Raw genomic sequence first — 26,857 nt, forward strand, 5'->3', positions numbered from 1 at the left:
AATGGCTGTGAATTTAAGAAAATTCACAGCCAACAACAACTGATATAAGGCATAATAATGAAAAAAGAGAAATTGCGTCCGCAATTTCTCTTTTTTCATTATTTGAAGCTAGTTATGTCCCAGCCTCGTTATTTTGAGCGTAATTGGCGGACGAGATCTTCTGTTGGTGTTACAAAAACGGTTTGTTGGTTATCGTAGGTGACAAAGCCAGGTTTTGCTCCGCTTGGCTTTTTTACGTAACGAATTTTTGTGTAATCAACTGGCACACTGCTTGAAAACTTCGCTTTGCTAAAATAAGCAGCAAGGTTAGCAGCTTCGATTAAGGTTTGTTCAGTAAATTCTACATTTCGAATGACGACGTGTGAACCAGGAATATCTTTCGTATGCAGCCATGTTTCATCTTTGCGAGCTAATTTATTTGTTAAATACTCATTTTGCTTATTATTTTTTCCAACTAAAATTTCAATGCCTTCACTCGATATATAACGTTCTAGAAGCGGTTTATCATTTTTCTTTTTCTGAGGTCGTTTTTTACGCTTCATATAGCCTTCTTCTTCTAATTCTTCACGAATTTCCTCGACATCGCTTGAAGTGGCTGCTTCCATTTGCTGAATTAACCGATCAAAATAGTCAATTTCTTCTTTTGCTTTTTCGATCTGTTCGCTGACAACAGAGAGTGAATTTTTTGCTTTGTTGTATTTTTTAAAATAATGTTGTGCATTTTCGGACGGTGATTTTTGAGGATCAAGGGAAATCGTAATCAATTGATTTTCATCATAATAATTCATCACTTCCGCTTTTTTGTCTCCTCGTTTTACTGCATACATATTTGCTGTTAATAATTCACCATAAAGCTGATACTTATCAGCTTTATCTGCTTCCTGCAGCGTTTTTTCGAGTTTGCTAATCTTCTTTTCATTTTTATTTCGTTCATTTTGAAGAAATTTTTCTAAGTCATTTGCCTGCTGTTTAATGCGATCACGGCTTGCTTTTTGAAAGTAAAAACGATCTAATAAATCACTGATCGTATTAAACGTTTTTCTCTCCCCTTCAAGATGTGTTAAAGAAAGGACCGAGTATGCTTCTTTCTGTTTGGATAACACCATTTCAGGTTGATAATGATGGTTTTTAAATTCATTCATTACTTTAAGAAAGGCATGCGGCAACCTCGTTTTAGCAGCAAATCCTGATCGATGAATAATTTCTTTTGTAATAAGCGGTGATAAACCACTAAAAATGTTTACCAACTGGCGATCGATTCTCCCTGAATTAAAATCAAGTTTTCGTAACAGCACCTCTTCATCTGCTTCAAATGGACTTATTTTATCTTGCTCTGGCGGTGCAACATAAGGTTGGCCCGGCATAAGGGTGCGATGACGATTTTGCGCCGGAGAGACGTGTTTGATGCTGTCAAGAATATTATTTTTTGCTGAATCAATTAAGATAATATTGCTGTGTTTTCCCATTATTTCTGCGATAAGAATGCGTTCTGTTTTGTCGCCAATTTCATTTTTAGATTGAAACGTAAAATGAATGACTCTGTCGTTATTTACTTGCTCCACTTTTTCTAAAATACTGCCCTCTAAATGTTTGCGCAGCAGCATACAAAACATTGGCGGCTGTTTTGGGTTTTCATAACTTTCCTTTGTTAAATGAACACGTGAAAAATTTGCGCTTGCTGATAAAAATAATTGGTGACTTTTTCCGTTAGCGCGAATATTAAAGATCAAATCGGTTTTATAAGGTTGATAAATTTTATTCACACGACCGCCTGTTAGATTTTCAGCTAGTTCTTTTGTAATTGCTCTTGTAACAATACCATCAAATGCCATATTCTTTCACCTCTACTATTCATGGTATCAGTATAGCATTTTTTTAAGCTTGTCTGAATATAGATGCCTTAAGAGATATCGTGAAATTTCTAAAGAAAATGTGAGGTGTGACAATGAAGTGGTATGAGCACTCTATTGATGATGTTGAGAAAAAAATGCAGACGAATGGATCGTCAGGATTATTAGAAAACATTGCAAAGAAAAGACTTGAAAAACATGGTTATAATGCACTAAATGAGGCGGAAAAAACGTCGCCGCTATTAATGTTTTTAGCGCAGTTTCGTGATTTTATGGTAATGGTGCTGCTGGCAGCTACTCTTATATCAGGTTTATTAGGAGAATACATTGATGCTATTGCTATTTTATTAATTGTTTTTTTGAATGGTATTTTAGGTTTCATCCAAGAATTTAAAGCTGAAAAGTCTCTTCAAGCGTTAAAAGAATTATCAGCTCCTAAAGTAAGAGTAATGCGTGATGGTGTATGGAAGGATATTCCATCAAAAGAAGTAGTAGTAGGAGATGTTGTCTCGATTTCTAGTGGAGATCGAATTGGTGCTGATTTACGTTTAATCGAGGTAAAAGGCTTATATATTGAAGAATCAGCTCTAACAGGGGAATCTGTGCCAGTACAAAAACACTCACGGCCTCTTACAGGTGCCGATTTAACGCTTGGCGATCAAGAGAACATGGCTTTTATGGGAACGATGGCGGTAAAAGGAAGCGGAGTTGGAATTGTTGTTTCCACAGGAATGAATACAGAAATGGGTAAAATTGCCGATTTGATTCAGAAAACAGAAACGATGGCCACACCGCTGCAGCGGAAATTAGAAGAACTTGGTAAAATTCTAATTGCGGTTTCCTTAGTGTTAACATCTTTAGTTGTCGTTGTAGGTGTATGGAAAGGGCATGATTTATACTCCATGTTTTTAGCAGGGGTATCACTTGCTGTTGCCGCCATTCCTGAAGGGCTGCCTGCGATTGTTACGGTTGCTTTAGCAATGGGTGTTCAAAAAATGATTAAACGAAAAGCCGTTATTAGAAAGCTTCCTGCGGTTGAAACGCTTGGATGTGCGACTGTGATTTGTTCTGATAAAACCGGGACATTAACGCAAAATAAGATGATGGTTACCCACTTATGGAGCGAGGGAAAAGAGTGGCAAGTATCTGGATCAGGTTATGAACCAATTGGTGAATTTTATGATGAAGATAGGGCGATACAAGTTGAGCAATATAAATCGCTGCAGCAGCTTCTTACGTTTGGTCTATTATGCAGTCATGCTGTTATTCGTGAAGAAAAGACAAAAAAGGGTTCTCGGTACATACTAGATGGTGATCCAACAGAAGGGGCCCTTGTGACTGCGGCGATGAAAGCGGGAATTCATCCTAAACTGCGCACGAGTGATTTTCAAATTATAAAAGAATTTCCATTTGATTCAAATCGTAAAATGATGAGTATTGTTATAGAAGATCAATCAGGACAGCGCTACATTGTTGTAAAAGGAGCCCCAGATGTTGTTTTAGCAAACAGCAATCGAATATTGTGGAATAATAAGCAAACCCCAATGACTGCTTCTCTTGAGAAACAAGTAAGAGAAGCGACAGAAGGATTAGCATCCCAGGCTCTGAGAACAATTGCGGTTGCTTATAAACCATTGAGAAGTTCACAAATTCCTAATCATGAAAATGATGCAGAAGCTAACCTCACTTTTATTGGGTTACAAGGTATGATTGATCCGCCGCGTGCAGAAGTACAACAAGCCATTCGAAATTGTCATGAAGCAGGCATTAAGACTGTTATGATTACAGGCGATCATTTAACAACAGCAAAAGCAATTGCTAGAGACTTAACAATTTTACCTAAAGAAGGTCAAACACTTGATGGTCATGCATTGTCGACTATGTCAACTTCTGAATTGGAAAAGGTAGTAAATGATGTGTATGTATATGCACGTGTATCGCCTGAACATAAATTAAAAATTGTCAAAGCGCTTCAAGCAAATGGTCATATTGTAGCGATGACAGGAGATGGAATAAACGATGCTCCGGCCATTAAAGCAGCCAATATTGGCATAGCTATGGGGATTACAGGCACAGATGTGACGAAAGAAGCTTCTTCATTAGTATTAAGTGATGATAATTTTACAACCATTCGTGCAGCAATTGAAGAGGGAAGAAATATTTATGAAAACATTCGAAAATTTATTCGTTATTTACTCGCATCGAACGTTGGAGAGATATTAGTGATGCTGTTCGCGATGTTAATGGCTCTTCCCCTTCCACTCGTTCCGATTCAAATTTTATGGGTGAATCTTGTAACAGATGGTTTGCCTGCAATGGCGCTTGGTCTTGATCCTGCAGAAGGAAATGTGATGAAAAGACCGCCAAGAAGACCTGATGAAGGCGTTTTTGCTAGGGGAATGGCTTGGAAAATTATTTCAAGAGGTTTATTAATTGGCATTGTAACTGTCATAGGATTTGCATACACTCTTCAATATGAAGAGCTGCTGAAAGCGCAAACTGTAGCTTTTTCAATTTTAGTCTGTGCTCAGTTAATTCACGTATTTGACTGCAGAAGTGAACGTTCTATTTTTCACCGAAATCCGTTTGAAAATTTCTATTTAGTGCTTGCGGTGTTATCTTCCCTGCTGCTTCTTATTGTTGTTATCTATTATCCGCCGCTGCAAACTATTTTTCATACTACACCTCTTTCAATACGGGAATGGATTTTTATTTCAGCCCTATCGGCATTTCCTATGGTAGCGTTGGCCGGTTTTACGTTTTTAACAAAAAAGTAACCAATTGGTTACTTTTTTTGTTTTATTGCGTTTAAACAATGCTCATGAATTTTAGAAGAAAACTTTGCTCATATTATATGTATTTCTAGTGAATCCCTTTCGTAATACTTGTTGTAGGTGATAAAATTGGTTAATATAGAAAAGTGGATGTGATATGATGATTAAAAGCATGACAGGTTATGGAAGAACAGTATTAGAAACAGATTCTTTATACATTACGGTAGAAATGAAATCAGTTAATCACCGTTTTACTGAAGTTTCTCTTCGTTTACCGCGGGCACTTCTGGTATTTGAGGATAAAATTAAACGTTATATTAATCAATATGTGCAGCGTGGAAAGGTAAATGTATTTATTGCTGTTGAGGGTGAAAGCATCATGAAGCGTGCAGTTGAAGTTGATTGGGGATTAATGGATCAATATGTAGCCATTCTGCAACAAGCAAAACAGAAGCATCATTTATCTTCCTCTTTAACATTAGAACAGCTGCTGCAAATTCCAGAATTGTTTACAGTAATTGAAAAAGAAACGGAAACGGAACAGTTAGAACATTATTTATTGCAAGCAGTAAAGGAAGCATCATTACAGCTCGTAAAGATGCGCCAAATAGAAGGTCAAGCAATTTTTGAAGATTTGGCAGCTAAATTAACAACTATTCAAAAAAATCAAGAAGACCTTTACCAATATGCTCCTTCTGTTGTAGAATCATATCGCAGCCGTCTTCAACAGCGGGTTAATGAGTTTTTGAACGGAAGTCAGGTTGCTGATGAGGCTCGGATTTTAACAGAAGTTGCTGTTTTTGCTGATAAAGCAAGTATTGATGAAGAATTAACGCGACTAAAAAGCCATGTTAAACAGTTTTATTCTATATTAGAAAGCGGCGGTGTTGTCGGCCGTAAGCTGGATTTCCTTGTTCAAGAAATGAATCGTGAAATTAACACAATTGGTTCAAAAGCAAATGATGCAGCAATTAGTCAAAAAGTTGTTGATATGAAGAGTGAACTAGAAAAAATAAGAGAACAAGTTCAAAATATAGAATAATTATTTTTAGAACGCGATTGCTATATAGTTTGACTAGGAGGAAAACAATGAATAACATTAAATTAATTAATATTGGCTTCGGTAATATTGTTTCAGCAAATCGAATTATTTCGATTGTAAGCCCAGAGTCCGCTCCAATCAAGCGTATTATTCAAGTGGCGAGAGAACGCAATATGCTGGTTGATGCGACATATGGACGTAGAACGCGTGCGGTTATTATTGCTGACAGTGATCATGTTATCTTATCTGCGGTTCAGCCTGAAACGGTTGCACAGCGTGTTTTACATAAAGAAGATTTAAGTGAAGAAAATTAAAACTTCGAAATAAGAGATTTGTTGGAGGTACAGCATGGAAAAAGAACGAGGCTTATTAATAGTTCTTTCAGGTCCTTCTGGGGTAGGAAAAGGGACAGTGAGAAAGGCAATTATGAATGAAGATACAGATCTTCAATACTCTATTTCAATGACAACACGTCAACCGCGTGAAGGTGAGATGGATGGAGTTGATTATTTTTTCAAATCAAAAGAGGAATTTGAAAAGATGATTGCTGATAATAAATTATTAGAATGGGCAGAATTTGTAGGGAATTATTACGGTACTCCTGTTGATTATGTGGAACAAACGTTAAGCGAAGGAAAAGATGTGCTCCTAGAAATTGAAGTTCAAGGCGCTATGCAGGTGCGCAAACATTTTCCAAATGGTGTGTTTATCTTTTTAATGCCGCCGAGTTTATCAGAGCTTAGAAGCCGCATTACAAATAGAGGTACTGAAACAGATGATGTGATTAATAATCGTATGAAAGTTGCCAAAGAAGAAATTGAACTAATGGAAAACTACGATTATGTGGTTGAAAACGATCGAGTAGAATTAGCATGTGAACGCATTAAAGCAATTGTCACAGCTGAACATTATCGAAAAGATCGACTTGTTGATAAATATAAAAAATTACTGGAGGTTGAATAATTATGCTTTATCCATCAATTGATTCTCTCATGGAGAAAATTGACTCTAAATATACCCTTGTAACGCTTTCCTCTAAAAGAGCTCGTGTTATGCAGGAAAATAATGATGCAAAAGTAAAATCACCAAAATCCCACAAATATGTTGGAAAAGCGCTTGAAGAAATTCATGCAGGATTATTAAATTGTACTCCTGCAGATACGAAAATGGATGAATAACAACCTTTTTGGGTTGTTATTTTTTTACGAAAGAGAGAGCTTTAGTAGAGGAGGGTTATGATTATGTTAAAAAATAAAAAAGTCTTGCTTTGTGTAACCGGTGGAATTGCTGTTTTTAAAGCAGCTGCATTAACGAGTAAATTATTTCAAGAAGGTGCAGAAGTAAAAGTAATGATGACAGAATCGGCACAGCAATTTGTGACACCGTTAACGTTTCAAACACTGGCAAGAAATGCTGTTTATGTTGATACGTTTGAAGAAAAAGACCCAGAAAAGATTGCTCATATTGATTTAGCCGATTGGGCGGATGTTATATTAATAGCGCCGGCTACAGCAAATATAATCGGTAAGGTTGCGAATGGGATAGCAGATGATATGATTTCAACGACCATTCTTGCGGCGACTGCACCTGTTTTAATCGCACCAGCAATGAATGTACATATGTATCAACATCCTGCTGTAGTAAAAAATATGCGCACTGTCGCTTCGTTTGGTTATCAATTTATTGAACCAGGGGAAGGGTTATTGGCATGTGGGTATGTAGGAAAAGGAAGGTTAGCAGAGCCTGAAGAAATAATCGCGGGTCTGCATGCCTTTTTTACACCTAAAGAACAATTATTTAAAAATAAGCGAATGCTTGTTACAGCAGGACCGACAGTGGAGGCTGTTGATCCTGTACGTTATTTTACCAATCGTTCTTCTGGAAAAATGGGATATGCCATCGCTGAAACAGCCGCCGCATTAGGAGCTGAGGTTACGTTGATTTCTGGTCCGACAAGTCTTTTAACACCATCAAATGTAACGCCGATTCATGTCACATCCGCACAAGAGATGTATGAACAAGTCATAAGAGCATATTCTCATCAAGATGTTGTCATAAAAGCAGCAGCGGTTGCCGATTATCGCCCAAAACATTACTCAAATGATAAAGTGAAAAAAAAGCCAGATGGTTGGTCAATTGAGTTAGAAAGAACAAAAGATATATTAGCAGAATTAGGAAAACAAAAACAGCAGCAGATTTTAGTCGGTTTTGCCGCAGAATCAACTAATATAGAGGAATACGCTTTACAAAAACTAGAAAAGAAAAATTTAGATCTGATTGTAGCAAACAGCATCGTTCAAGAAGGCGCGGGATTTAAAAGCGATACAAATATTGTCACAATCCTTCATAGAAATGGAAAGAAAAAAGAATTACCTCTTTTAACAAAGCAAGAGGTAGCCTTTGAGATTTTAAAAGAAGTTCACAGCTGTTTAAAGGAAAATAAACAGAGATGATTGCAAAAGTAATCGTTGATGTTGCTGTAAAACAAACGGACCGTATGTTTGATTATCAAATTCCTGTTAAGTGGGAAGGAATTGTGGAACCGGGCATGCGTGTAATTGTGCCGTTTGGCCCCCGCAAAGTTCAGGGATTTGTTATGGATGTTGTGCAGGAATCATCAGTCAAAAAATTAAAGCCGCTAGTTGATGTTCTTGATATTGCACCTGTATTAACTGCAGAGCTTTTAAAGCTTGGATTTTGGTTAAAAGATGAAACGTTATGTTTTGCCATTTCAGCTTTTCAAGCAATGCTTCCAGCAGCAATGAAGGCTCGTTACAAAAAAGAAATTACACTTGCCCATCAACAAACGCTTGATCGACTCCCAGAAGAAGTTCAGAAGCGATTTCAGTATCAAGAGCGTATTCCTTGGGAAGAGCTTGAACAAACAGACAGTAAACTTTTAAGACAATTTCAACAGCAAATTAAAGCCGGCGCATTAGATGTTATTTATCGTGTGGAGGAAAAAGGAACAAAAAAAACAAAGCGCGTTATCTTTCCAAACGTTTCAAATAAAGAACTTTCTTCTTATATCGAAACACTTGATAATCGTGCCTTAAAACAGCGGCAAATTTTATCGCTTTTTTTAGAAAGCAATCAACCGATTATTGTTCAAGATCTATTAGAAATGGCTGACACAACCCGTTCAACCGTTAAGACACTTGTAAACAAAGGATTATTAAAAGAGGAAAATGTCGAGATTTACCGAGATCCTTATGAAAATAAAACATTTGCAAAAACAGAACCGCTTTCTTTAACAACAAAGCAAGAGACTGCCATTTCCCCTATCCTTGCAGCTGTGGAAGAAAACAGATATGAAACAGTGCTGCTTCATGGTGTAACAGGAAGCGGGAAAACGGAAATTTATTTGCAATCCATTCAAAAAGTATTAAATAAGGGGAAAGAAGCAATTGTACTCGTCCCTGAGATTTCGTTAACTCCCCAAATGGTTTCTAGGTTTAAAGGAAGGTTTGGTTCGCAAGTAGCTGTTTTACACAGCGGCTTATCAAAGGGCGAAAAATATGATGAATGGCGTAAAATCCATCGCAAACAAGTAAAGGTAGTCGTTGGAGCAAGATCGGCAATATTTGCTCCGTTTGAAAAATTGGGAATACTTATTATTGATGAGGAACATGAAAGCAGTTATAAGCAGGAAGAAAATCCCCGTTATCATGCAAGAGATGTTGCGATATATCGCGGAAAATATCATAATTGTCCTGTTGTGCTTGGAAGTGCAACACCAACACTAGAGTCTTATGCGCGGGCACAGAAAAATATTTATCGATTGATTGAACTGCAAAGTCGCATTAATGATCAGGCAATGCCGGAAGTGAATGTCATTGATATGAGGGAAGAATTACGTTCCGGAAATCGATCCATGTTTTCAAATAGTTTATTTGAAAAGTTAAGCGATCGTCTTCAAAAAAAACAGCAAAGTGTTCTTTTTTTAAACCGCCGAGGCTACTCAACGTTTGTAATTTGTCGCGATTGCGGCCATGTAGTAGAATGTCCGCACTGCGATATTTCACTTACTTATCATAAAAATAATCATCAACTAAAATGTCACTACTGCGGCTATCAAGAGCCAATGCCGCGTGTTTGCCCCTCTTGTGAAAGTGAGTATATTCGCTTTTTTGGTACCGGAACCCAAAAAGTGGAAGAGGAACTTGCAAAGGTTCTTCCAGAGGCGCGGGTCATTCGAATGGATGTAGATACTACCTCACGAAAAGGATCTCATGAACGGCTTCTTTCGCAGTTTGGTGAAAAAAAAGCAGACATTTTATTAGGAACACAAATGATTGCAAAAGGATTAGACTTTCCTGATGTTACGCTTGTAGGTGTATTAGCTTCGGATGCAATGCTTAATCTCCCAGATTTTCGCGCATCAGAGCGTACGTTTCAGCTGTTAACACAAGTAAGCGGACGAGCAGGACGTCATGAGTTAAAAGGAGAAGTAATTATTCAAAGCTATAATCCTGAACACTACAGCATTGAGTTAGCAAGTGCCCATAACTACAAAGACTTTTATAAAAGAGAAATGCACACTAGAAAGCAGCATGGTTATCCGCCGTATTATTTTTTAACCTTAATTAATGTTTCACATCCTGATTTAATGAAAGCTGTAAGTGTGACAGAGAAAATTACAAGTTATTTAAAACACAAATTAAAAGATCATTCGATTGTTCTAGGACCTGTTGCTTCGGCAATTCCTAGAATCAAAGATAGATATCGTTATCAATGCATGGTAAAATACAGAAACGAACCCAATTTAACAGGGTATTTACGGGAAATACTGCAGCATTTTGAAAAAGAAACGAGTCAAGGAAAGCTTCTTCTTTCCATTGACCGCAATCCTCATATGATGATGTAATGTTAGGTGAATTATAATAGAAATAAGATGAATATATGCAGGAATGAAAGGTTGAGTTTTAAAGATGAAAATTGTTTTTATGGGAACCCCTGATTTTTCAGTACCGGTTTTAAAGCAGCTTGTTGAAGATGGTTATGAAGTAGTTGGTGTTGTGACCCAGCCCGATCGACCTAAGGGAAGAAAAAGAACATTAACACCGCCGCCTGTAAAAGTTGAAGCAGAAAAGCAGGGTTTAGCGGTTTTTCAGCCTGAAAAGATTAGAAATGAGTATAAAGAAATTATAACTCTTAATCCTGATCTCATCGTAACGGCTGCCTATGGTCAGCTGCTGCCAAGAGAGATTCTTGAAGCACCTCAGTATGGCTGTATTAATGTTCATGCCTCGCTTCTGCCCGAGTATCGCGGTGGCGCACCTATTCATTATGCAATCCGTGATGGTAAGGAAAAAACAGGTGTTACAATTATGTATATGGTAGAAAAGTTAGATGCAGGAGATATTTTAACACAGGTGGAAGTTCCTATCTTGGAAGAAGATCATGTTGGTTCCCTTCATAATAAATTAAGTGCAGCAGGAGCAAAACTGCTGTCTGAAACGATTCCAGCGCTTGTGCGAGGAGAAATTAAACCGATCGCACAAGATGAGGAAAAAGTTACTTTTTCGCCAACAATTAAACGAGAAGAAGAGTTAATTGATTGGACGAATAATGGCGAACAGATTTATAATCAAATTCGCGGGATGCATCCATGGCCTATTGCCTATACAACTTTTGAAAACAAACTAATGAAAATATGGTGGGGCGTAAAAGTGCCTATAGTGAAAAGAGAAGAACCCGGAAGAATTATTACTGTTGAAGACGATGGCTTTGTTGTTGCGTCTGGAAACAATACGGCAATTAAAGTAACTGAATGTCAGCCTGCAGGAAAAAAAAGAATGACAGCATCACAATTTCTTCAAGGACGTAAGAGCATAGAAGGAATAAAGTTAGGAGAAACAAATGAGTAATTCAAATGTTCGCCAACTTGCACTTGAGTTGTTATTAAAAATAAATAAAGAGCAAGCATACAGCAACTTGCTTCTTAATCAAACCATTAATAAGCATGATTTAAATGATAAAGATATTGGTTTGTTAACAGAGCTTGTATATGGAACCGTACAACGTCAATTAACGCTTGAATACTACTTGAATCCTTTTTTACCGAAACGCATTAAGGCAAAAGATAGATGGGTGCTAACGCTGCTTCATATGTCAATTTATCAAATGGTCTATTTAGATCGAATTCCTGCTAGAGCGGTACTATTTGAAGCTGTAGAAATCGCAAAGAAAAAAGGCCACTCCGGTTTAGCGAGTATGGTAAACGGCATTTTACGCAATTTTCAAAGAAAAGATGTGCAGGATTTTTCGGAAATTAGTTCTCCATCAGAACGCATAGCTGTTGAATATAGTCATCCTATATGGCTTGTAAACCGCTGGATTGCCCAATATGGAGAAGAAGCCGCGCAAAAAATTTGTGAAGCCAATTTGAAGATTCCTGCCGTTTCAGCGAGAGTGAATACGTATCGAACAACGAGAGAAGAAGTGATTGAAAGTCTGGCAGATGAAGGTGTAGCAGTAAAGCCTGGAAAACTTTCAAGTGATGCTATTGAAGTAGTGAATGGAAATATACCGAAAACGAAAACATTTAAAGAAGGGTATGTTACGATACAAGATGAAAGTTCCATGCTTGTAGCACGTGCGCTTCATCCTCAACAAGATGAACGCATTCTTGACTGCTGTGCAGCGCCTGGAGGAAAAACCACTCATATTGCTGAACTATTACGAAATACAGGTGAAGTTACAGCGCTTGATCTTCATGCACATAAAATCAAACTAATTAATCAAGCTGTAGGGCGTTTAAAACTTAACAATGTGAAAACAATGACTTTAGACAGCCGAAAAGCAAAGGAGAGCTTTAACAAAGAGTCCTTTGATAAAATTCTAGTGGATGCCCCATGTACAGGCTTTGGGGTGATTCACCGCAAGCCTGATATAAAGTGGAGCAAACAAGAAGAAGATATTGCTGCAATTCAAAGCGTGCAGTTAGAAATATTAGAAGCAGCTTCTTCGTTATTAAAGCCGGGCGGTATGCTTGTATACAGCACCTGTACAATTGAAAAGGAAGAAAATGAAGAAGTAATCAAACAATTTGTGCAGTCTCATCCGGAATTTACGTTTGACAGCATGTTAACGGAACGTCTTCCAGCACAGCTTTTGCCTTATATAAATAAGCAAAATGGTTATGTGCAAATATTGCCGCATTATTTTAACAGCGATGGTTTCTTTATCGCTTGTATTAAAAAACAAACAACATGAAAGGTGGTGACAACATGGAAGCAGCAGTAGGAGAAAAAACAAACGTAAAAAAACCTTCTATTTATTCCATGCAGTATCACGAATTAAAAAAATGGTTAAAAGAAAACGATGAACCGACATTTAGAGTAGACCAATTGTTTGATTGGTTATATAAAAAACGTGTAACAAGCTTTGATGATATGACAAACCTTTCAAAATCATTACGAGAAAAATTAACGGAACAATTTCAAGTCACACCAATGAAACAGCTTGTTCGCCAAGAATCAAAAGATGGTACAATTAAATTTTTATTTGAATTACATGATGGTTATTCAATTGAAACTGTGCTGATGCGCCATGAATATGGAAACAGTATTTGTGTCACAACACAAGTTGGCTGCCGCTTAGGCTGTACGTTTTGTGCTTCTACTCTTGGTGGATTAAAACGGAATCTTGAAGCAGGTGAAATTGTCGCACAAGTTGTGCAGGTGCAGCGGGATCTAGATGCAACAGAAGAACGTGTAAGTTCAATTGTCGTAATGGGCATTGGTGAACCTTTTGATAATTATGATCCTTTACTCTCTTTTTTAAAGACGGTTAATGATTCAAAAGGGTTAAATATTGGTGCTCGCCATATTACCGTTTCAACTAGTGGAGTTGTGCCTAAAATTTATCAATTTGCAGATGAAAAATTGCAAATTAATTTTGCGATTTCCCTTCATGCGCCAAATACGGAGATTCGCAGTCGATTAATGCCGATTAACAAAGCATTTCCGCTTCCGAAATTAATGGATTCGATTCGTTACTATATTGAAAAAACAGGAAGACGTGTTACGTTTGAATATGGATTATTCGGTGGGGTGAACGATCAAGTAGAGCATGCGGAAGAACTTGCTAATTTAATTAAAGATGTGAAATGCCATGTTAACTTAATTCCGGTAAACTATGTTCCAGAACGCGATTATGTACGCACACCTAAGGAGCAGATCTTTGAATTTGAGCGCACATTGAAAAAATGTGGGGTAAATGTAACAATTCGTCGTGAACAAGGACATGACATTGATGCAGCCTGTGGGCAGTTACGTGCTAAGGAGCGCAAAGAAGAGACGAGGTGACAAGGGTTGGAAACGGTGTTTAAAACGGATAAAGGCAAAGTGAGACCGCATAATGAAGACAGCGGTGGTATTTTTATAAAAAATAATCAGTCAGTGCTTGCTGTTGTTGCTGATGGAATGGGAGGTCATCGTGCTGGAGATGTAGCCAGTACGATGGCAGTCTCTTTTTTAAAAGAAAAGTGGGAACATGTAAACGAGGTACTTACTCCTCACGATGCAGAAAAGTGGTTGGAAGCTGCTATTTTAGGAGCTAACCAAAAAATATTAGACTATGCAAAGAACCACCCTGAGTGCAAAGGAATGGGAACAACCCTAGCTGCTGCATTATGTACAGAACAATACATAATAATTGCTCATATAGGAGATAGCCGTATTTATTTATTAAATGAAAATGCGTTTTCATTAAAAACAAGCGATCATTCCCTTGTAAATGAATTATTAAAAAGCGGTGAAATTACAGAGGAAGAGGCTTCAAATCATCCAAGAAAGCATGTATTGCTTCGCGCGCTTGGCACAGAAGAATCAATATATATTGATATCCAAACCGTTCTTTGGGAAGAGGATGATTTATTACTTTTATGTTCAGATGGACTAACAAATAAAGTTTCAGATGAAACGCTTGAAGAAATGACCCGTTCTGAATACAGTTTAGATGAAATGGCAGTCCACCTCATACAACTTGCAAACAAAGCTGGGGGAGAAGATAATATTTCAGTAGCTTTATTAAAACATTCTTCTGATCATAAGAGCAAGGGTGAAGGTTAATGATTGGGAAACGAATAAACGATCGTTACAAGTTGTTAAAACGAATTGGCGATGGAGGTATGGCCATTGTTTATCAAGCACATGACTTAATTTTAGATCGTATCGTGGCTGTAAAAATCCTTCGTTCGGAATTTTCTAATGATGAGCAATTTATTAAACGGTTCCATCGGGAAGCAGAATCAGCTACTAGTTTAGATCATTCTAATATTGTCAGCATTTATGATGTAGGGGAAGAAGAAGATACTTATTTTATTGTAATGGAATATGTGGAAGGAAAAACACTTAAAGATTTAATTAAGGAACAAGGTCGAATCCCTGTAGAAGAATCTTTAGCGATAATGAAGCAAATTACATCAGCGATTGCACATGCACATGAACATCATATTATTCACCGTGATATAAAGCCTCATAATATCTTATTAAATACAGAGGGAGAGGCTAAAGTTACTGATTTTGGAATTGCAATGGCGATGACGTCTGCAACAATTACACATACAAATTCAGTACTTGGCTCCGTTCATTATTTTTCTCCCGAACAAGCAAGAGGCGGTATTACCAATGAAAAATCTGATATTTATTCACTTGGAATTGTGCTGTACGAAATGGTGACAGGTGAACTGCCGTTTTCAGGAGAATCACCAGTGACAGTAGCGTTAAAACATTTGCAGGAAGAAGTAAAATCGCCTAAGGCTCTTAATCCAATTATTCCTCAAAGTGTTGAAAATATTATTTATAAGGCACTTGCAAAAGATCCATTTCACCGTTATGGAAGTGTATATGAAATGGAAGAAGACATTAATACAGCTCTTAGTCCTTCGCGCATAGAAGAGCCTAAATATGAACCACCATCGGATGATGAAGAAGCTACAAAAGTGCTAACGCCAATTTCTCCTAAAATGAGTGTTCATAGCGAGGCGCAGACGAAACCAGCACAGGTGGAAAAAAGGGACATTAAAAAGCAGGAAAGCAGTTCTGAAGGGAAACCGAAATTATCAACGAAACCGTGGAAAAGAATGCTGTTATTTTTACTTCTATTTTTCTTTTTGTTTGGCGGCGCAGCAGTAGCGGCCATTACATTTATTCCAGGCTTTTTTAAAGGAGAAGAAGTAACTGTACCTGATGTAAGAGATATGTCTTATACAGAGGCTTATGAAACGATAAGAGATTTAGGTTTAACGCCAAAACGACAAGAAGAATTTCATGATGAAGTAGAAGCGGGGAAAGTTTTTCAACAAGATCCTCTTCCAAACACAGTAGTTAAGAAAAAAGAAACAACAATGGTCACCTTATTTGTCAGCAAGGGGAAAGAAAAAGAGCCTCTTGAAGATTATATTGGGAAAGATTATGAAACAACTAAGAACATTATAGAAGGCAGTTATGAAGACGTTGTATGGATGGGTGTTTCAACAGCCGATCATCCAGAAGGTGTGATATTTGAACAAAGTCCTGAAGCGGGTACAATGGTTGTTCCGGAAAACACTAGTCTGATTTTAAAATACAGCACTGGCCAAGATACAATAACTATTCCTAACTTTACAGATTGGGGGGTAGATCAGGTCAGAGAAACACTCAATCTTCAAGACATTGAACTGGTTACTCAGGAAGCACGTTATTCAGACACGATTAAAGAAGGATATATTATCGACCAGGATCCTGCTCCAGGAACAGAACTAGCAAAAGGCAGCCAAGTAAAGGTAGTTGTTTCAAAAGGACCCGAGCCGCGTCTTGAAGAAAAAGAAAAAGAGAAAGAACAAGATGATAAAAAAGAAAAAACAGAAAAGAAGCTGGAAACGATTAAACGAATTATTAATTTAAATGTCGAAATACCGGAAAGTGAAGAGGAAAAAGAATATGCTTTGAAAATTACTTATAAAGATTCTACTACTTCTGAAGGTGTACTTGTTGAAGAGGAAAAGATTACAGCAACAAAACAATTTATTCTTCCTCTTGAAGTGAAAGAAGGAGATAAAGCAAGCTATGCAGTATTTATTAATGGTGAAGAAGTTTCGACAAAATCATATACGTATGATGAATTAAAAACTATAAAAAAACAAGAAGAAGGGACATAACATGGCAGAAGGTAGAATTATAAAAGCATTAAGCGGCTTTTATTATGTAGCTGACGGAGAAAATACAATTCAATGCCGTGGACGTGGGAATTTCAGGAAACGAAAGATAACACCGCTTGTAGGAGATATTGTCGAATATGAAGCCGAAAACATGACAGATGGTTATGTTTTAGAAGTGTATGAGCGGAAAAATGCGTTAATTCGTCCTCCGATTGCAAACGTTGATCAAGCAATCTTAGTTTTTTCGATTAAAGAACCTGACTTAAATTTGCAGCTGCTCGATAAATTTCTTGTTCATATTGAAGCAAACGATATCGAGCCGCTTATTTGTTTTTCAAAATATGATCTAGCAGATGAAACATTAAAGCACCAAGTTGATGAAATTGTTAAACAATATGAGCAGGTTGGTTATACAGTTCTGTTAACCTCTACAATAGAAGAAGAGGGAATAAAAAAAATTCGACCTTTTCTAACAAACAATATCTCAGTAGTTGCTGGACAATCTGGTGTAGGAAAATCGTCTTTGTTAAATGCACTGGAGCCTTCCCTTCACATTGAAACTAACAATATTTCAATGCATTTAGGACGCGGTAAACATACAACAAGGCATGTAGAGCTTCTTCAGATTGAGGGAGGGCTTGTCGCAGATACACCAGGGTTTAGTTCGCTTGATTTTCACAATATTGAAGCAGAAGATTTAACTTACTGTTTTCCGGAAATGCGTGCCCTTATTAATGATTGTAAATTTAGAGGATGTACCCATACTCAAGAACCAAAGTGTGCGGTAAGAGAAGCTGTAGAAGGCGAAAAAATATCTTCTTCACGATATAAACATTATGTTGAATTTCTACAGGAAATAAAAAGTCAAAAACGGAGGTACTAATCATGATTAAAATTGCACCATCTATTTTATCAGCAGACTTCGCAAAGCTGGGGGAAGAAATTAAAGATGTGGAAAATGGAGGAGCGGATTATATTCATGTCGATGTAATGGATGGCCATTTTGTGCCAAATATTACAATTGGTCCGCTTATTGTTAATGCAATTCGTCCTGTTACCAATTTACCGCTTGATGTTCATTTAATGATTGAAAATCCAGATCTATATATTAAAGAATTTGCAAAGGCAGGAGCGGATATTATTTCTGTTCATGTGGAAGCATGTCCGCATTTACATCGTACCATTCACCTCATTAAAGAATGCGGTGTGAAAGCAGGATTGGTTTTAAATCCTGCTACACCAGTGTCTTCTATTCAACATGTTATAAAGGATGTAGATCTTGTATTATTAATGACTGTTAATCCTGGTTTTGGAGGTCAGTCATTTATTGAAGAAGTGGTTCCAAAAATTAAAGAAGTGGCTGATATGGCGGTACAAAGAGGTCTTCATATTGATATCGAAGTAGATGGCGGTGTGAATGCCGAAACAGCACAAAGATGTATCGATGCAGGAGCGAACGTATTAGTGGCAGGCTCAGCTATTTTTAATAAACAAGATCGTGCAGAAGCAATTGGAAACATTCGTGGTTAACATGTAATTTTTAAAAAGAGCAGGAGGATGACTCACTAGGGTCTGACCCCCTCAAATCCATGGAGCATATAGCGGTTGTTTACAAAGAATTACCGATATATTGGATGAGGAGAGTCTGACCCTGTGCTTTTGAGTTAGCCTCCTATTTTTTGTGTAATAAAAATTTTATACAACCTAGGAGGCATTTATGCATATTATTATTTTAGCTAATGGTCCTGAAATAGATTATCACGATTTAATGCCTTATAAAGAATTAAATGCTGTTTGGGTAGGTGTTGATCGTGGGGTTCATTATTTATTAACAAAAGGAATTACACCTCGCTATGCATTTGGTGATTTTGACTCTTTAACAAAAGAGGAAACAGAATGGCTCTCCTCTCACTCATTGGACAAACAAATTTATGCTCCTGAAAAAGATCAAACAGATTTAGAAATCGCAATTGACTGGGCTGTTGCACAAAAACCAGAACAAATCACCATTCTAGGAGCTACTGGAGGAAGGTTGGATCATGCATTAATAAACATTCAGCTTCTTTTAAAAGGGTTTCAAAACAATCTAAAAATGTCCATTGTAGATAAGCAAAACAAGCTGTCGATGGTAGGACCTGGAAGTTATATAATCAATAAAGAAAATTATTTTAAATACGTCTCGTTTATTTCGTTTTCTCATTCGGTTGAAGGTTTGACATTAAAAGGATTTAAGTATCCTTTGGAGAATGAGCAGCTTAGTTGGGGTTCCTCTTTATGTATTTCAAATGAATTAGTAGAAGAAAAAGGGTGTTATTCTTTTTTAAACGGCATATTAATAATGGTAAAGAGCCGCGATCATTCTAATTATTGAAAAAGGTACTATTTTTAAACAGCTGAATATAATAGTAGAGAAATTGTCTTTTTCTTATATCTAGTTAGTATTTTCCTAAGAGGAGGGGAAATATGAAGTTTTATACGATTAAGTTACCTAAATTTCTCGGGGGGGTTATTCGAGCGCTGCTAGGGTCATTTAAAAAGTAATAAAACAAAAAAGCACCGATTCGGTGCTTTTTTGTTTTATTACTTTCGTCCTATTATACACGCTCTACTTTGCCAGACTTAAGAGCGCGGGCAGAAACCCAAACTTTTTTAGGTTTACCATCAACTAAAATTCTTACTTTTTGTAAGTTAGCGCCCCATTTACGCTTTGATGCATTTAATGCGTGAGAACGCTTATTTCCAAATGTTGTTTTGCGTCCAGTAACTACACATTTAGCCATTCAAAAAACCTCCTTCAATCCAAACATCAAGTATGATAACTTTACAGTCAATACTTATACATATTATCATCTCACTTTAAATAATGCAACATATTCATTGCATCTATCAAGAAAAAAACTTAACACCAACTAAAATAACAGTTTATCATTCAAAACAGTTTGGTTTCTTTTAAAAAGGAGCTGGGTATAGTAAAATAACAGTATAAATGGACACAGTAATCCTCTTTACAATTCTTTTTATTGGAAAAAATGAATTGAAATTCATAAAAGGAGGTCCTTATTTTGACAATTGAAATGAATACAACATATGGTCAAATTGATATTAATAATGACGTAATTGCTGCAATTGCAGGGGGGGCTGCAATTGATTGTTATGGAATCGTAGGGATGGCATCACAAAAACAATTAAAAGACGGAATTTCAGAATTATTAGGACGAGAGAATTTTAAGCGAGGCATTATTGTTAGAAAAGAAGAAGAGAGAATACATATTGACTTGTATATTATTGTGAGTTATGGAACAAAAATATCAGAAGTCGCACATAATGTCCAAACAAAAGTAAAATATCAACTTGATAAAATGCTTGGATTATCAGTAGACACAATTAATATTTATATACAAGGAGTCCGAGTGGTGAACGCTGAGTAAGGAGGAGTTTTTGTGACAACTAAACAACTAGATGGAAAGCAATTTGCGGCAATGATTCGTGAAGGGGCGAACTTTTTAACTCAGCAGGTAAAAGTAATTGATACCTTAAATGTTTTTCCTGTTCCGGATGGAGATACAGGTACAAATATGAATTTAACGATGATATCAGGGGTACAAGAATTAGCACAAGTAACAAATAATCACGTTGGAGAGGCAGCAAAAGCTTTTTCTAGAGGATTATTAATGGGGGCGCGTGGAAATTCTGGTGTTATTTTATCTCAGCTTTTGAGGGGCTTTTCAAAAGCGGTAGAATCAAAAGAGGTTATTAATGCACAAGATCTTGCTCAAGCCCTGCAGCAGGGGGTACAGACGGCATATAAAGCGGTAATGAAACCAGTAGAAGGTACTATTCTTACTGTTGCAAAAGATGCTGCTAATAAAGCGACCCGGTTAATAGATGAAGGAATAGAAGATATTGTCTACCTTATAAGAGAGGTTACAAAAGAAGCAAAAATTTCTTTAAATAAAACTCCTGAACTGCTTCCGGTTTTAAAAGAAGTCGGAGTGGTCGATTCAGGGGGAAAAGGTCTTGTTGTCGTTTATGAAGGGATATTAGCCTTTATAGAAGGACGTTCTGCATCTAAAGCTGATAATGAATTATCGATAGAGGATATGATAAAAGTTAGTCACCATCAAAGTGCCCAATCTCATATGAAAACAGAAGACATTGAGTTTGGGTATTGCACAGAGTTTATGGTAAAGCTTGAAGCTGATAAGATTCGCAAATATCCTTTTGATGAAAAAGAATATCAACAGATTCTTAGTAAGTTTGGTGATTCCTTACTCGTAGTAGCAGATGAAGAATTTGTAAAGGTACATATTCATGCTGAAACCCCAGGTGAGGTCATGACAATTTCGCAAAAATATGGCAGTTTAATTGATATAAAAATTGAAAACATGCGCGAACAGCATAGTCGGATTTTAGAAGAGTATAGTCGTGTTGAAAATGTGAGTAAGCCGAAACAAAAGTACGGAATTGTAACAGTCGGTTCTGGAGAGGGAATTATTGATTTGTTTAACAGTATTGGCGCTGGAGGAGTAATTGAAGGCGGTCAAACAATGAATCCAAGTACAGAGCAGATTGAAAAAGCAATTTCTGAAGTACACGCAGAAGCAGTCTTTGTTCTGCCTAATAATTCAAATATAATCATGACCGCTGAGCAGGCTGCTTCCCTTTCTGAAAAAAATGTTATCGTAATCCCTACAAAAACAATTCCTCAAGGGATTTCATCACTCCTTGCTTTTAATCCTGAAGCAGAACTTGATGAAAACAAAGCAAATATGAGAGAAGCTGTAAACGCGGTAAAATCTGGTCAAATTACCTATGCAGTTCGCGATACAGTAGTGGACAACCTTGAAATTTATAAAGGAGATTTTTTAGGCATTTTAGATGGGGTTATTAAGACGGCATCTAAAAATCGTTTTGATTGTACAAAAAATCTTTTGCAAGCAATGCTTAATGAAGAATCAGAAATTATCACATTAATCATTGGGACAGATGTGGAAACGAAAGAAGTTGATGAATTAACTTCTTTTCTGACTGAGCGATATGAAGAGGTTGAAATAGAAGTCCATAAAGGAAATCAACCTGTCTATGCTTATATTATTTCAGTTGAATAACCTGATAATTGGAAATGTGCAAATGGGTTAAAATCAACAGTTTTTTGTTTTGACGGTGAACCTTTAGAGTAAATCTATAGAGTATTCCTACCAAATTTGCAAAGATGCTAAAGTTTAGGTAGGAATATTTTTGGTTAGAGGAGGAAGATTATGGGATTTGCGGAAGTGTTTAAAAGTAATAATTGTATGATAGATCAAATAGGACAGTCTATGTTTGACGTGAAAATTGTTGGAGCGGTTTTAAATAAAGATGGGTGAGCTTTTTTCAATAGCCTCTATTCAAGGAGTAGGCCCTGAAACAGCTAAAGAATTTAATGAGTTAGGTATTGAGACTGTCCAACAGCTTTTTGAATATTTTCCTTATCGGTATGAAGATTACCAGCTCCGTGATCTTGCTGAAGTGAAGCATGAAGAAAGAGTAACCTTAGAAGGTAAGGTTCATAGTGAGCCTTCGCTCCAGTTTTTTGGAAAAAAACGATCAAAATTATCTGTCCGTGTATTAATTGGTCGTTATTTAATAACGGCAGTCTTTTTTAATCGTGCGTTTTTAAAAAAACAATTGTCTTTAGGACAAACAATTACTTTGACAGGAAAATGGGATCAACATCGTATGACATTAACGGTAAGTGTTGTGAAATTTTCAAACTATACAAGTGATGAGTCCATTGAACCTGTTTATTCTGTAAAGGGCAATTTAACCCAAAAGAAATTCCGTCGAATTGTTGAAATGGCTTTTAAACAATATAGTAATCAAATAAAAGAAATACTTCCAGAAAGCTTTTTGTCTCAGTATAAATTGCTGCTGCGAAAAGAGGCTGTAAGAGCAATACATTTTCCGCAAACACACCGTCATTTAAAACATGCTAGGCGGCGTTTTGTTTATGAAGAACTCTTACTATTTCAATTAAAAATGCAGGCATTTCGTAAAGTGGAGCGTGAGCATACAAAAGGAATGCCCCGTGTATTTTCAGAACAATCGGTTCAGCAGTTTATTACTTCTCTACCGTTCCCTCTTACAAGTGCACAAAAACGAGTGGTAAAAGAAATTTTAACCGACCTTAAAGCCTCTTATCGAATGAATCGACTTCTACAAGGGGATGTAGGCTCAGGAAAAACTGTTGTTGCGGCTGTTGCTCTTTTTGCTGCTGTAAATGCTGGTTATCAAGGCGCCTTGATGGTACCGACCGAAATTTTAGCAGAACAGCATGTAGAATCTTTAAAAGAACTTCTTGAACCGCAGGGTATTCAAGCTGCACTCTTAACAAGCTCGGTAAAAGGAAAGAGAAGAACAGAACTGTTAGATAAGCTAAAATCACAAGAAGTCCAAATTATAATTGGTACTCATGCACTTATTCAAGAAGAAGTCCAATTTAATAAGCTTGGTCTTGTCATCACTGATGAACAGCATCGCTTTGGTGTCGGGCAGCGCAGAGTGCTTCGCGAAAAAGGGGAAGAGCCTGATGTGTTGTTTATGACGGCGACGCCAATTCCGCGTACATTAGCTATTTCTGTATTCGGAGATATGGATGTATCAGTGATTGATGAAATGCCGGCTGGAAGAAAACCGATTGAAACGTATTGGGCAAAACAAAGCATGCTTGAACGGGTTCTTGGTTTTGTCGAAAAAGAGCTGCGGCAGGGAAGACAAGCTTATGTGATTTGTCCTTTAATTGAAGAGTCTGATAAACTTGATGTGCAAAATGCAATTGATGTACATGGACAGCTTCAACAGCATTTCCAAAACTATCAGGTCGGATTAATGCATGGTCGTCTTTCGTCAGAAGAAAAAGAAAAAGTAATGGTTGCCTTCAGTAAAAATGAAGTTCAAATTCTTGTGTCAACAACCGTAGTAGAAGTTGGAGTGAATGTACCAAATGCTACTATGATGGTTATTTATGATGCAGAACGATTTGGCCTTTCTCAGCTGCACCAACTTAGAGGCCGAGTGGGCCGTGGAAAGTATCAATCTTATTGTGTGCTTCTTGCTGACCCAAAATCTGAAGTAGGGAAAGAACGAATGAGAATTATGACGGAAACAAATGATGGTTTTGTGCTCTCTGAAAAAGATTTAGAGCTTCGTGGTCCAGGCGACTTTTTTGGGAAAAAACAGAGCGGTTTACCAGAGTTTAAAGTGGCCGATCTTGTTCATGATTATCGCGCTTTAGAAGTCGCACGACAAGACGCTGTAAGGCTGATTTCTTCATATGAATTTTGGAAAGAAGAACCTTATAAATATTTAAGGGAATATTTGCAGAATGAAGGGATATTATCAGGGGGGAAATTGGATTAAAAGCGTAGTAATAGGAATGATGAATCGGAAAATGGGTTCTTAATCTATATTGCATTTTATCACTAATTATTATATATTACTATTAGTACCTAGTCATAATAATTGAATGGTGGCTATTATTATGAAACGAAATAAGAAAGAACGTCAAAAATTATTAGAGCAAACGATACAGCACACTCCTTTTATTACGGATGAGGAACTGGCTGCAAAGTTTAAAGTAAGCGTTCAGACGATTCGTTTGGATCGGCTTGAATTATCGATTCCAGAGCTTCGCGAGCGAATTAAGCATGTTGCAGAGAAACAGTTAGATGAAGTGAAGGCTCTTTCGATTGAAGAAGTAATAGGTGAAATTATTGATCTTCAGCTTGATCAAAGTGCCATTTCTATTCTTGATATCAAAGAGGAACATGTTTTTTCCAGAACGAGTATTGCAAGAGGACATCATTTGTTTGCACAGGCAAACTCGCTTGCTGTTGCAATTATTAATGATAAATTAGCATTAACTACAGCTGCTAATATTCGGTTTGCTCGTCAAGTGAAAAAGGGAGAACGAGTTGTTGCAAAAGCAAAAGTTATCAGAAATGACCAAGGTCGAACGACAGTGGAAGTAATGAGCTATGTAGATCAGGAACTTGTTTTTTCAGGTGACTTTAATATGTTTCGTTCCAACAAGCATGGGAAGGATGAACAGCGTTGAGACTTGCAATAGATGCTATGGGAGGCGATCATGCACCTGAAGCAATTGTGCATGGATCTGTCAAAGCAATTGAAGCGTATAAGGATTTAAAGATTTTTTTATTTGGAAATGAAAGTCGGATTCGATCTTACCTTACAAATGAAGAACGAATTCAAATTATACATACAGATGAAGTAATAACAGCGGACGATGAGCCGGTGCGTGCCGTGCGTAGAAAAAAAGATGCTTCGATGGTATTAGCTGCTCAATATGTGAAAGAGGGAAAGGCTGATGCCTGTATTTCAGCTGGAAATACGGGAGCTTTAATGGCAGCAGGTCTTTTTTATGTGGGGAGAATGAAAGGCATTGAACGTCCAGCGCTTGCACCAACATTGCCAACGGTAGATGGAAAAGGTTTTATTTTATTAGATGCGGGAGCCAATATGGATGCAAAGCCAGAACATTTATTGCAATATGCGATTATTGCTTCTGTATATGCAGAAAAAGTTCGTAATATTGAAGAGCCTAAAATAGGTTTATTAAATGTGGGAACTGAACAAGGAAAAGGAAATGAGCTTACAAAAAAGGCGTTTGAAATGCTTAAAGAAGCGCCTATTCATTTTATTGGAAACGTAGAATCAAGAGACCTTTTAAATGGTGTTGCTGATGTTGTTGTTTGTGACGGATTTGCCGGAAATCTTGTGTTAAAGTCTTATGAAGGAGCAGCTTCTACAGTTTTTTCAATGCTTAAACAAGAGCTTACAAGTTCATTAACGAGTAAACTTGCTGCAAGTGTATTAAAGCCTCGATTAAAAGGTTTAAAAAATAAAGTCGATTATTCCGAGTACGGCGGTGCAGGGTTATTTGGATTGCAATCACCTGTTATAAAAGCCCACGGTTCCTCCAATGAAAATGCTATTTTTAATACGATTCGTCAAGCACGAGATATTGTTGAAAAGAATATGTATGAAAAAGTATCTGCAGCAATACAGCAGCTTAAAATTAAGGAAATGGAGTGAGAAGAAATGGGGGAAATTGCATTTATTTTTCCAGGACAAGGCTCTCAAGCTGTCGGAATGGGAAAAGAACTTGCAGATAAGTATGAAGCAGCACAGAAAATTTTTGAAAAAGCAGATCAACGATTAGATTATAAATTATCTGAAATTATTTTTGAAGGTCCTCAAGATGTTTTAACAAAAACAGAAAATACACAGCCAGCTCTTCTAACAACAAGTACAGCCATTTTAGAAGTCTTAAAAAAGTATCATATTACTCCTGATTATACGGCAGGACACAGCCTTGGAGAATATTCAGCATTAGTTGCTGCAGGAGCTATGTCATTTGAAGATGCGGTTTATGCTGTAAGAAAACGTGGACTTTTTATGGAAGCAGCAGTGCCGAATGGTCAAGGTGCGATGGCCGCGATATTAGGAATGGAGCGTGCTGAGCTAGAAGCCATTACGGCTGAAGTTAGTGAATCTGGTCATGTGGTACAGTTAGCAAACTTAAACTGCCCAGGGCAAATTGTTATATCTGGAACAGCAGAAGGAGTACAAAAAGCTTCAGAGGCTGCGAAAGAAAAAGGGGCACGTCGTGTAATCCCATTAGTAGTAAGCGGTCCGTTTCATTCTGAATTAATGCGCCCGGCTGCAGATAATTTAAGAGAAGTACTAGACAGCATTGCCATTTCAGATGTGACGATACCTATTATTGCAAATGTGACAGCAGATGAAGTGACGAAAGAGAACGATATTCGCGAAAAGCTCGTTGAACAAATTTATTCTCCTGTATTGTGGGAAGATACTGTACAAAAATTATTAGATTTAGGTGTTGATACGTTTGTAGAAATAGGCCCAGGTAATGTATTATCAGGACTTGTAAAAAAAGTACAGCGCCGTGTAAAAACAATAGCAATTAATGATGAAGAAACACTGCTTAAGGCGGTTGAGCAGCTAAAGGGGGAAAGATAAT

24 protein-coding genes are annotated in these 26,857 nt (G+C 37.1%); 22 read left to right on the forward strand and 2 right to left on the reverse strand.

Annotated features, from left to right (window positions below; genetic code table 11):
* Positions 1-128: 128 nt before the first annotated feature.
* The gene (locus DS031_RS21670) at positions 129-1,832 is read right to left on the reverse strand and encodes an Rqc2 family fibronectin-binding protein (RefSeq protein ID WP_113808261.1); all 1,704 of its coding nucleotides are present in this window, start codon (positions 1,830-1,832) and stop codon (positions 129-131) included.
* Between the two features lie 113 nt (positions 1,833-1,945).
* Between DS031_RS21670 and DS031_RS21675 the strand changes: the two genes are divergently transcribed.
* The 16 genes from DS031_RS21675 to spoVM all read left to right on the forward strand — a co-directional run bounded on the left by DS031_RS21675 (position 1,946) and on the right by spoVM (position 19,353).
* Positions 1,946-4,627 (forward strand): calcium-translocating P-type ATPase, SERCA-type, encoded by a 2,682-nt coding sequence (locus DS031_RS21675; RefSeq protein WP_113808262.1) that lies wholly within the window; start codon positions 1,946-1,948, stop codon positions 4,625-4,627.
* 157 nt (positions 4,628-4,784) lie between these two features.
* Positions 4,785-5,666, forward strand: a complete 882-nt coding sequence (locus tag DS031_RS21680) for a YicC/YloC family endoribonuclease (protein ID WP_113808299.1) — start codon at positions 4,785-4,787, stop codon at positions 5,664-5,666.
* A 47-nt stretch (positions 5,667-5,713) separates the two neighbouring features.
* Entirely contained in the window at positions 5,714-5,980 is a 267-nt protein-coding gene (gene remA / locus DS031_RS21685) for an extracellular matrix/biofilm regulator RemA (protein WP_113808263.1), read from the forward strand.
* 34 nt (positions 5,981-6,014) lie between these two features.
* Positions 6,015-6,629, forward strand: a complete 615-nt coding sequence (gene gmk / locus DS031_RS21690) for a guanylate kinase (protein ID WP_113808264.1) — start codon at positions 6,015-6,017, stop codon at positions 6,627-6,629.
* Between the two features lie 2 nt (positions 6,630-6,631).
* The gene (gene rpoZ / locus DS031_RS21695; protein ID WP_113808265.1) at positions 6,632-6,844 is read left to right on the forward strand and encodes a DNA-directed RNA polymerase subunit omega; all 213 of its coding nucleotides are present in this window, start codon (positions 6,632-6,634) and stop codon (positions 6,842-6,844) included.
* 63 nt (positions 6,845-6,907) lie between these two features.
* On the forward strand, positions 6,908-8,119 hold the full coding sequence (gene coaBC / locus DS031_RS21700; protein ID WP_113808266.1) for a bifunctional phosphopantothenoylcysteine decarboxylase/phosphopantothenate--cysteine ligase CoaBC: 1,212 nt from the start codon (positions 6,908-6,910) through the stop codon (positions 8,117-8,119).
* On the forward strand, positions 8,116-10,533 hold the full coding sequence (priA, locus tag DS031_RS21705; RefSeq protein ID WP_113808267.1) for a primosomal protein N': 2,418 nt from the start codon (positions 8,116-8,118) through the stop codon (positions 10,531-10,533). Before coaBC ends, priA begins: the two co-directional genes overlap by 4 nt.
* 64 nt (positions 10,534-10,597) lie before the next feature.
* Complete coding sequence (gene fmt, locus DS031_RS21710) at positions 10,598-11,536, forward strand: methionyl-tRNA formyltransferase (protein WP_113808268.1); 939 nt, start codon at positions 10,598-10,600, stop codon at positions 11,534-11,536.
* Positions 11,529-12,884 carry a 16S rRNA (cytosine(967)-C(5))-methyltransferase RsmB gene (gene rsmB, locus DS031_RS21715; protein WP_113808269.1) on the forward strand — a complete coding sequence of 452 codons (1,356 nt, stop codon included), beginning with the start codon at positions 11,529-11,531 and terminating at the stop codon, positions 12,882-12,884. The genes fmt and rsmB overlap by 8 nt, the downstream gene beginning before the upstream one ends.
* A 14-nt stretch (positions 12,885-12,898) precedes the next feature.
* A complete protein-coding gene (gene rlmN / locus DS031_RS21720) occupies positions 12,899-13,978 on the forward strand; it encodes a dual-specificity RNA methyltransferase RlmN (protein WP_113808270.1) in 1,080 nt (359 codons plus the stop codon).
* 6 nt (positions 13,979-13,984) lie between these two features.
* Positions 13,985-14,743: a Stp1/IreP family PP2C-type Ser/Thr phosphatase gene (locus DS031_RS21725; RefSeq protein WP_113808271.1), complete on the forward strand. Its 759-nt coding sequence runs from the start codon at positions 13,985-13,987 to the stop codon at positions 14,741-14,743.
* On the forward strand, positions 14,743-16,812 hold the full coding sequence (pknB, locus tag DS031_RS21730; protein WP_113808272.1) for a Stk1 family PASTA domain-containing Ser/Thr kinase: 2,070 nt from the start codon (positions 14,743-14,745) through the stop codon (positions 16,810-16,812). Before DS031_RS21725 ends, pknB begins: the two co-directional genes overlap by 1 nt.
* A gap of 1 nt (position 16,813) precedes the next feature.
* Positions 16,814-17,695 (forward strand): ribosome small subunit-dependent GTPase A, encoded by an 882-nt coding sequence (gene rsgA / locus DS031_RS21735; RefSeq protein ID WP_113808273.1) that lies wholly within the window; start codon positions 16,814-16,816, stop codon positions 17,693-17,695.
* Positions 17,696-17,697: 2 nt separating this feature from the next.
* Positions 17,698-18,342, forward strand: a complete 645-nt coding sequence (gene rpe, locus DS031_RS21740) for a ribulose-phosphate 3-epimerase (RefSeq protein ID WP_113808274.1) — start codon at positions 17,698-17,700, stop codon at positions 18,340-18,342.
* A 187-nt stretch (positions 18,343-18,529) separates the two neighbouring features.
* Positions 18,530-19,183, forward strand: coding sequence for a thiamine diphosphokinase (locus DS031_RS21745; protein ID WP_113808275.1), 654 nt, complete (start codon positions 18,530-18,532; stop codon positions 19,181-19,183).
* 92 nt (positions 19,184-19,275) lie between these two features.
* Positions 19,276-19,353, forward strand: coding sequence for a stage V sporulation protein SpoVM (gene spoVM / locus DS031_RS21750; RefSeq protein WP_113808300.1), 78 nt, complete (start codon positions 19,276-19,278; stop codon positions 19,351-19,353).
* Positions 19,354-19,406: 53 nt separating this feature from the next.
* Here the strand turns inward: spoVM and rpmB are convergent, their stop codons facing one another.
* Entirely contained in the window at positions 19,407-19,592 is a 186-nt protein-coding gene (rpmB, locus tag DS031_RS21755) for a 50S ribosomal protein L28 (protein ID WP_113808276.1), read from the reverse strand.
* Positions 19,593-19,874: 282 nt separating this feature from the next.
* Between rpmB and DS031_RS21760 the strand changes: the two genes are divergently transcribed.
* The 6 genes from DS031_RS21760 to fabD all read left to right on the forward strand — a co-directional run bounded on the left by DS031_RS21760 (position 19,875) and on the right by fabD (position 26,856).
* On the forward strand, positions 19,875-20,240 hold the full coding sequence (locus DS031_RS21760; protein WP_113808277.1) for an Asp23/Gls24 family envelope stress response protein: 366 nt from the start codon (positions 19,875-19,877) through the stop codon (positions 20,238-20,240).
* A gap of 12 nt (positions 20,241-20,252) precedes the next feature.
* Positions 20,253-21,920, forward strand: coding sequence for a DAK2 domain-containing protein (locus DS031_RS21765; protein WP_113808278.1), 1,668 nt, complete (start codon positions 20,253-20,255; stop codon positions 21,918-21,920).
* Positions 21,921-22,170: 250 nt separating this feature from the next.
* Positions 22,171-24,210, forward strand: coding sequence for an ATP-dependent DNA helicase RecG (recG, locus tag DS031_RS21770; RefSeq protein ID WP_113808279.1), 2,040 nt, complete (start codon positions 22,171-22,173; stop codon positions 24,208-24,210).
* Positions 24,211-24,331: 121 nt separating this feature from the next.
* A complete protein-coding gene (fapR, locus tag DS031_RS21775) occupies positions 24,332-24,907 on the forward strand; it encodes a transcription factor FapR (RefSeq protein ID WP_113808280.1) in 576 nt (191 codons plus the stop codon).
* Entirely contained in the window at positions 24,904-25,905 is a 1,002-nt protein-coding gene (plsX, locus tag DS031_RS21780) for a phosphate acyltransferase PlsX (protein WP_113808281.1), read from the forward strand. Before fapR ends, plsX begins: the two co-directional genes overlap by 4 nt.
* 6 nt (positions 25,906-25,911) lie before the next feature.
* On the forward strand, positions 25,912-26,856 hold the full coding sequence (gene fabD, locus DS031_RS21785) for an ACP S-malonyltransferase (RefSeq protein ID WP_113808282.1): 945 nt from the start codon (positions 25,912-25,914) through the stop codon (positions 26,854-26,856).
* Position 26,857 lies beyond the last annotated feature (1 nt).

This window comes from Bacillus taeanensis, assembly GCF_003318295.1.
In the GTDB taxonomy this organism is placed as follows: domain Bacteria; phylum Bacillota; class Bacilli; order Bacillales; family UBA6769; genus Maribacillus; species Maribacillus taeanensis.

Excerpts from the sequence above, each read along its gene's own strand:
- DS031_RS21670 (WP_113808261.1), bottom strand. The coding sequence starts at position 1,832 with ATGGCATTTGATGGTATTGTTACAAGAGCAATTACAAAAGAACTAGCT.
- DS031_RS21675 (WP_113808262.1), top strand. The coding sequence starts at position 1,946 with ATGAAGTGGTATGAGCACTCTATTGATGATGTTGAGAAAAAAATGCAG.
- DS031_RS21680 (WP_113808299.1), top strand. The coding sequence starts at position 4,785 with ATGATTAAAAGCATGACAGGTTATGGAAGAACAGTATTAGAAACAGAT.
- remA (WP_113808263.1), top strand. The coding sequence starts at position 5,714 with ATGAATAACATTAAATTAATTAATATTGGCTTCGGTAATATTGTTTCA.
- gmk (WP_113808264.1), top strand. The coding sequence starts at position 6,015 with ATGGAAAAAGAACGAGGCTTATTAATAGTTCTTTCAGGTCCTTCTGGG.
- rpoZ (WP_113808265.1), top strand. The coding sequence starts at position 6,632 with ATGCTTTATCCATCAATTGATTCTCTCATGGAGAAAATTGACTCTAAA.
- coaBC (WP_113808266.1), top strand. The coding sequence starts at position 6,908 with ATGTTAAAAAATAAAAAAGTCTTGCTTTGTGTAACCGGTGGAATTGCT.
- priA (WP_113808267.1), top strand. The coding sequence starts at position 8,116 with ATGATTGCAAAAGTAATCGTTGATGTTGCTGTAAAACAAACGGACCGT.
- fmt (WP_113808268.1), top strand. The coding sequence starts at position 10,598 with ATGAAAATTGTTTTTATGGGAACCCCTGATTTTTCAGTACCGGTTTTA.
- rsmB (WP_113808269.1), top strand. The coding sequence starts at position 11,529 with ATGAGTAATTCAAATGTTCGCCAACTTGCACTTGAGTTGTTATTAAAA.
- rlmN (WP_113808270.1), top strand. The coding sequence starts at position 12,899 with ATGGAAGCAGCAGTAGGAGAAAAAACAAACGTAAAAAAACCTTCTATT.
- pknB (WP_113808272.1), top strand. The coding sequence starts at position 14,743 with ATGATTGGGAAACGAATAAACGATCGTTACAAGTTGTTAAAACGAATT.
- rsgA (WP_113808273.1), top strand. The coding sequence starts at position 16,814 with ATGGCAGAAGGTAGAATTATAAAAGCATTAAGCGGCTTTTATTATGTA.
- rpe (WP_113808274.1), top strand. The coding sequence starts at position 17,698 with ATGATTAAAATTGCACCATCTATTTTATCAGCAGACTTCGCAAAGCTG.
- DS031_RS21745 (WP_113808275.1), top strand. The coding sequence starts at position 18,530 with ATGCATATTATTATTTTAGCTAATGGTCCTGAAATAGATTATCACGAT.
- spoVM (WP_113808300.1), top strand. The coding sequence starts at position 19,276 with ATGAAGTTTTATACGATTAAGTTACCTAAATTTCTCGGGGGGGTTATT.
- rpmB (WP_113808276.1), bottom strand. The coding sequence starts at position 19,592 with ATGGCTAAATGTGTAGTTACTGGACGCAAAACAACATTTGGAAATAAG.
- recG (WP_113808279.1), top strand. The coding sequence starts at position 22,171 with ATGGGTGAGCTTTTTTCAATAGCCTCTATTCAAGGAGTAGGCCCTGAA.
- fapR (WP_113808280.1), top strand. The coding sequence starts at position 24,332 with ATGAAACGAAATAAGAAAGAACGTCAAAAATTATTAGAGCAAACGATA.
- fabD (WP_113808282.1), top strand. The coding sequence starts at position 25,912 with ATGGGGGAAATTGCATTTATTTTTCCAGGACAAGGCTCTCAAGCTGTC.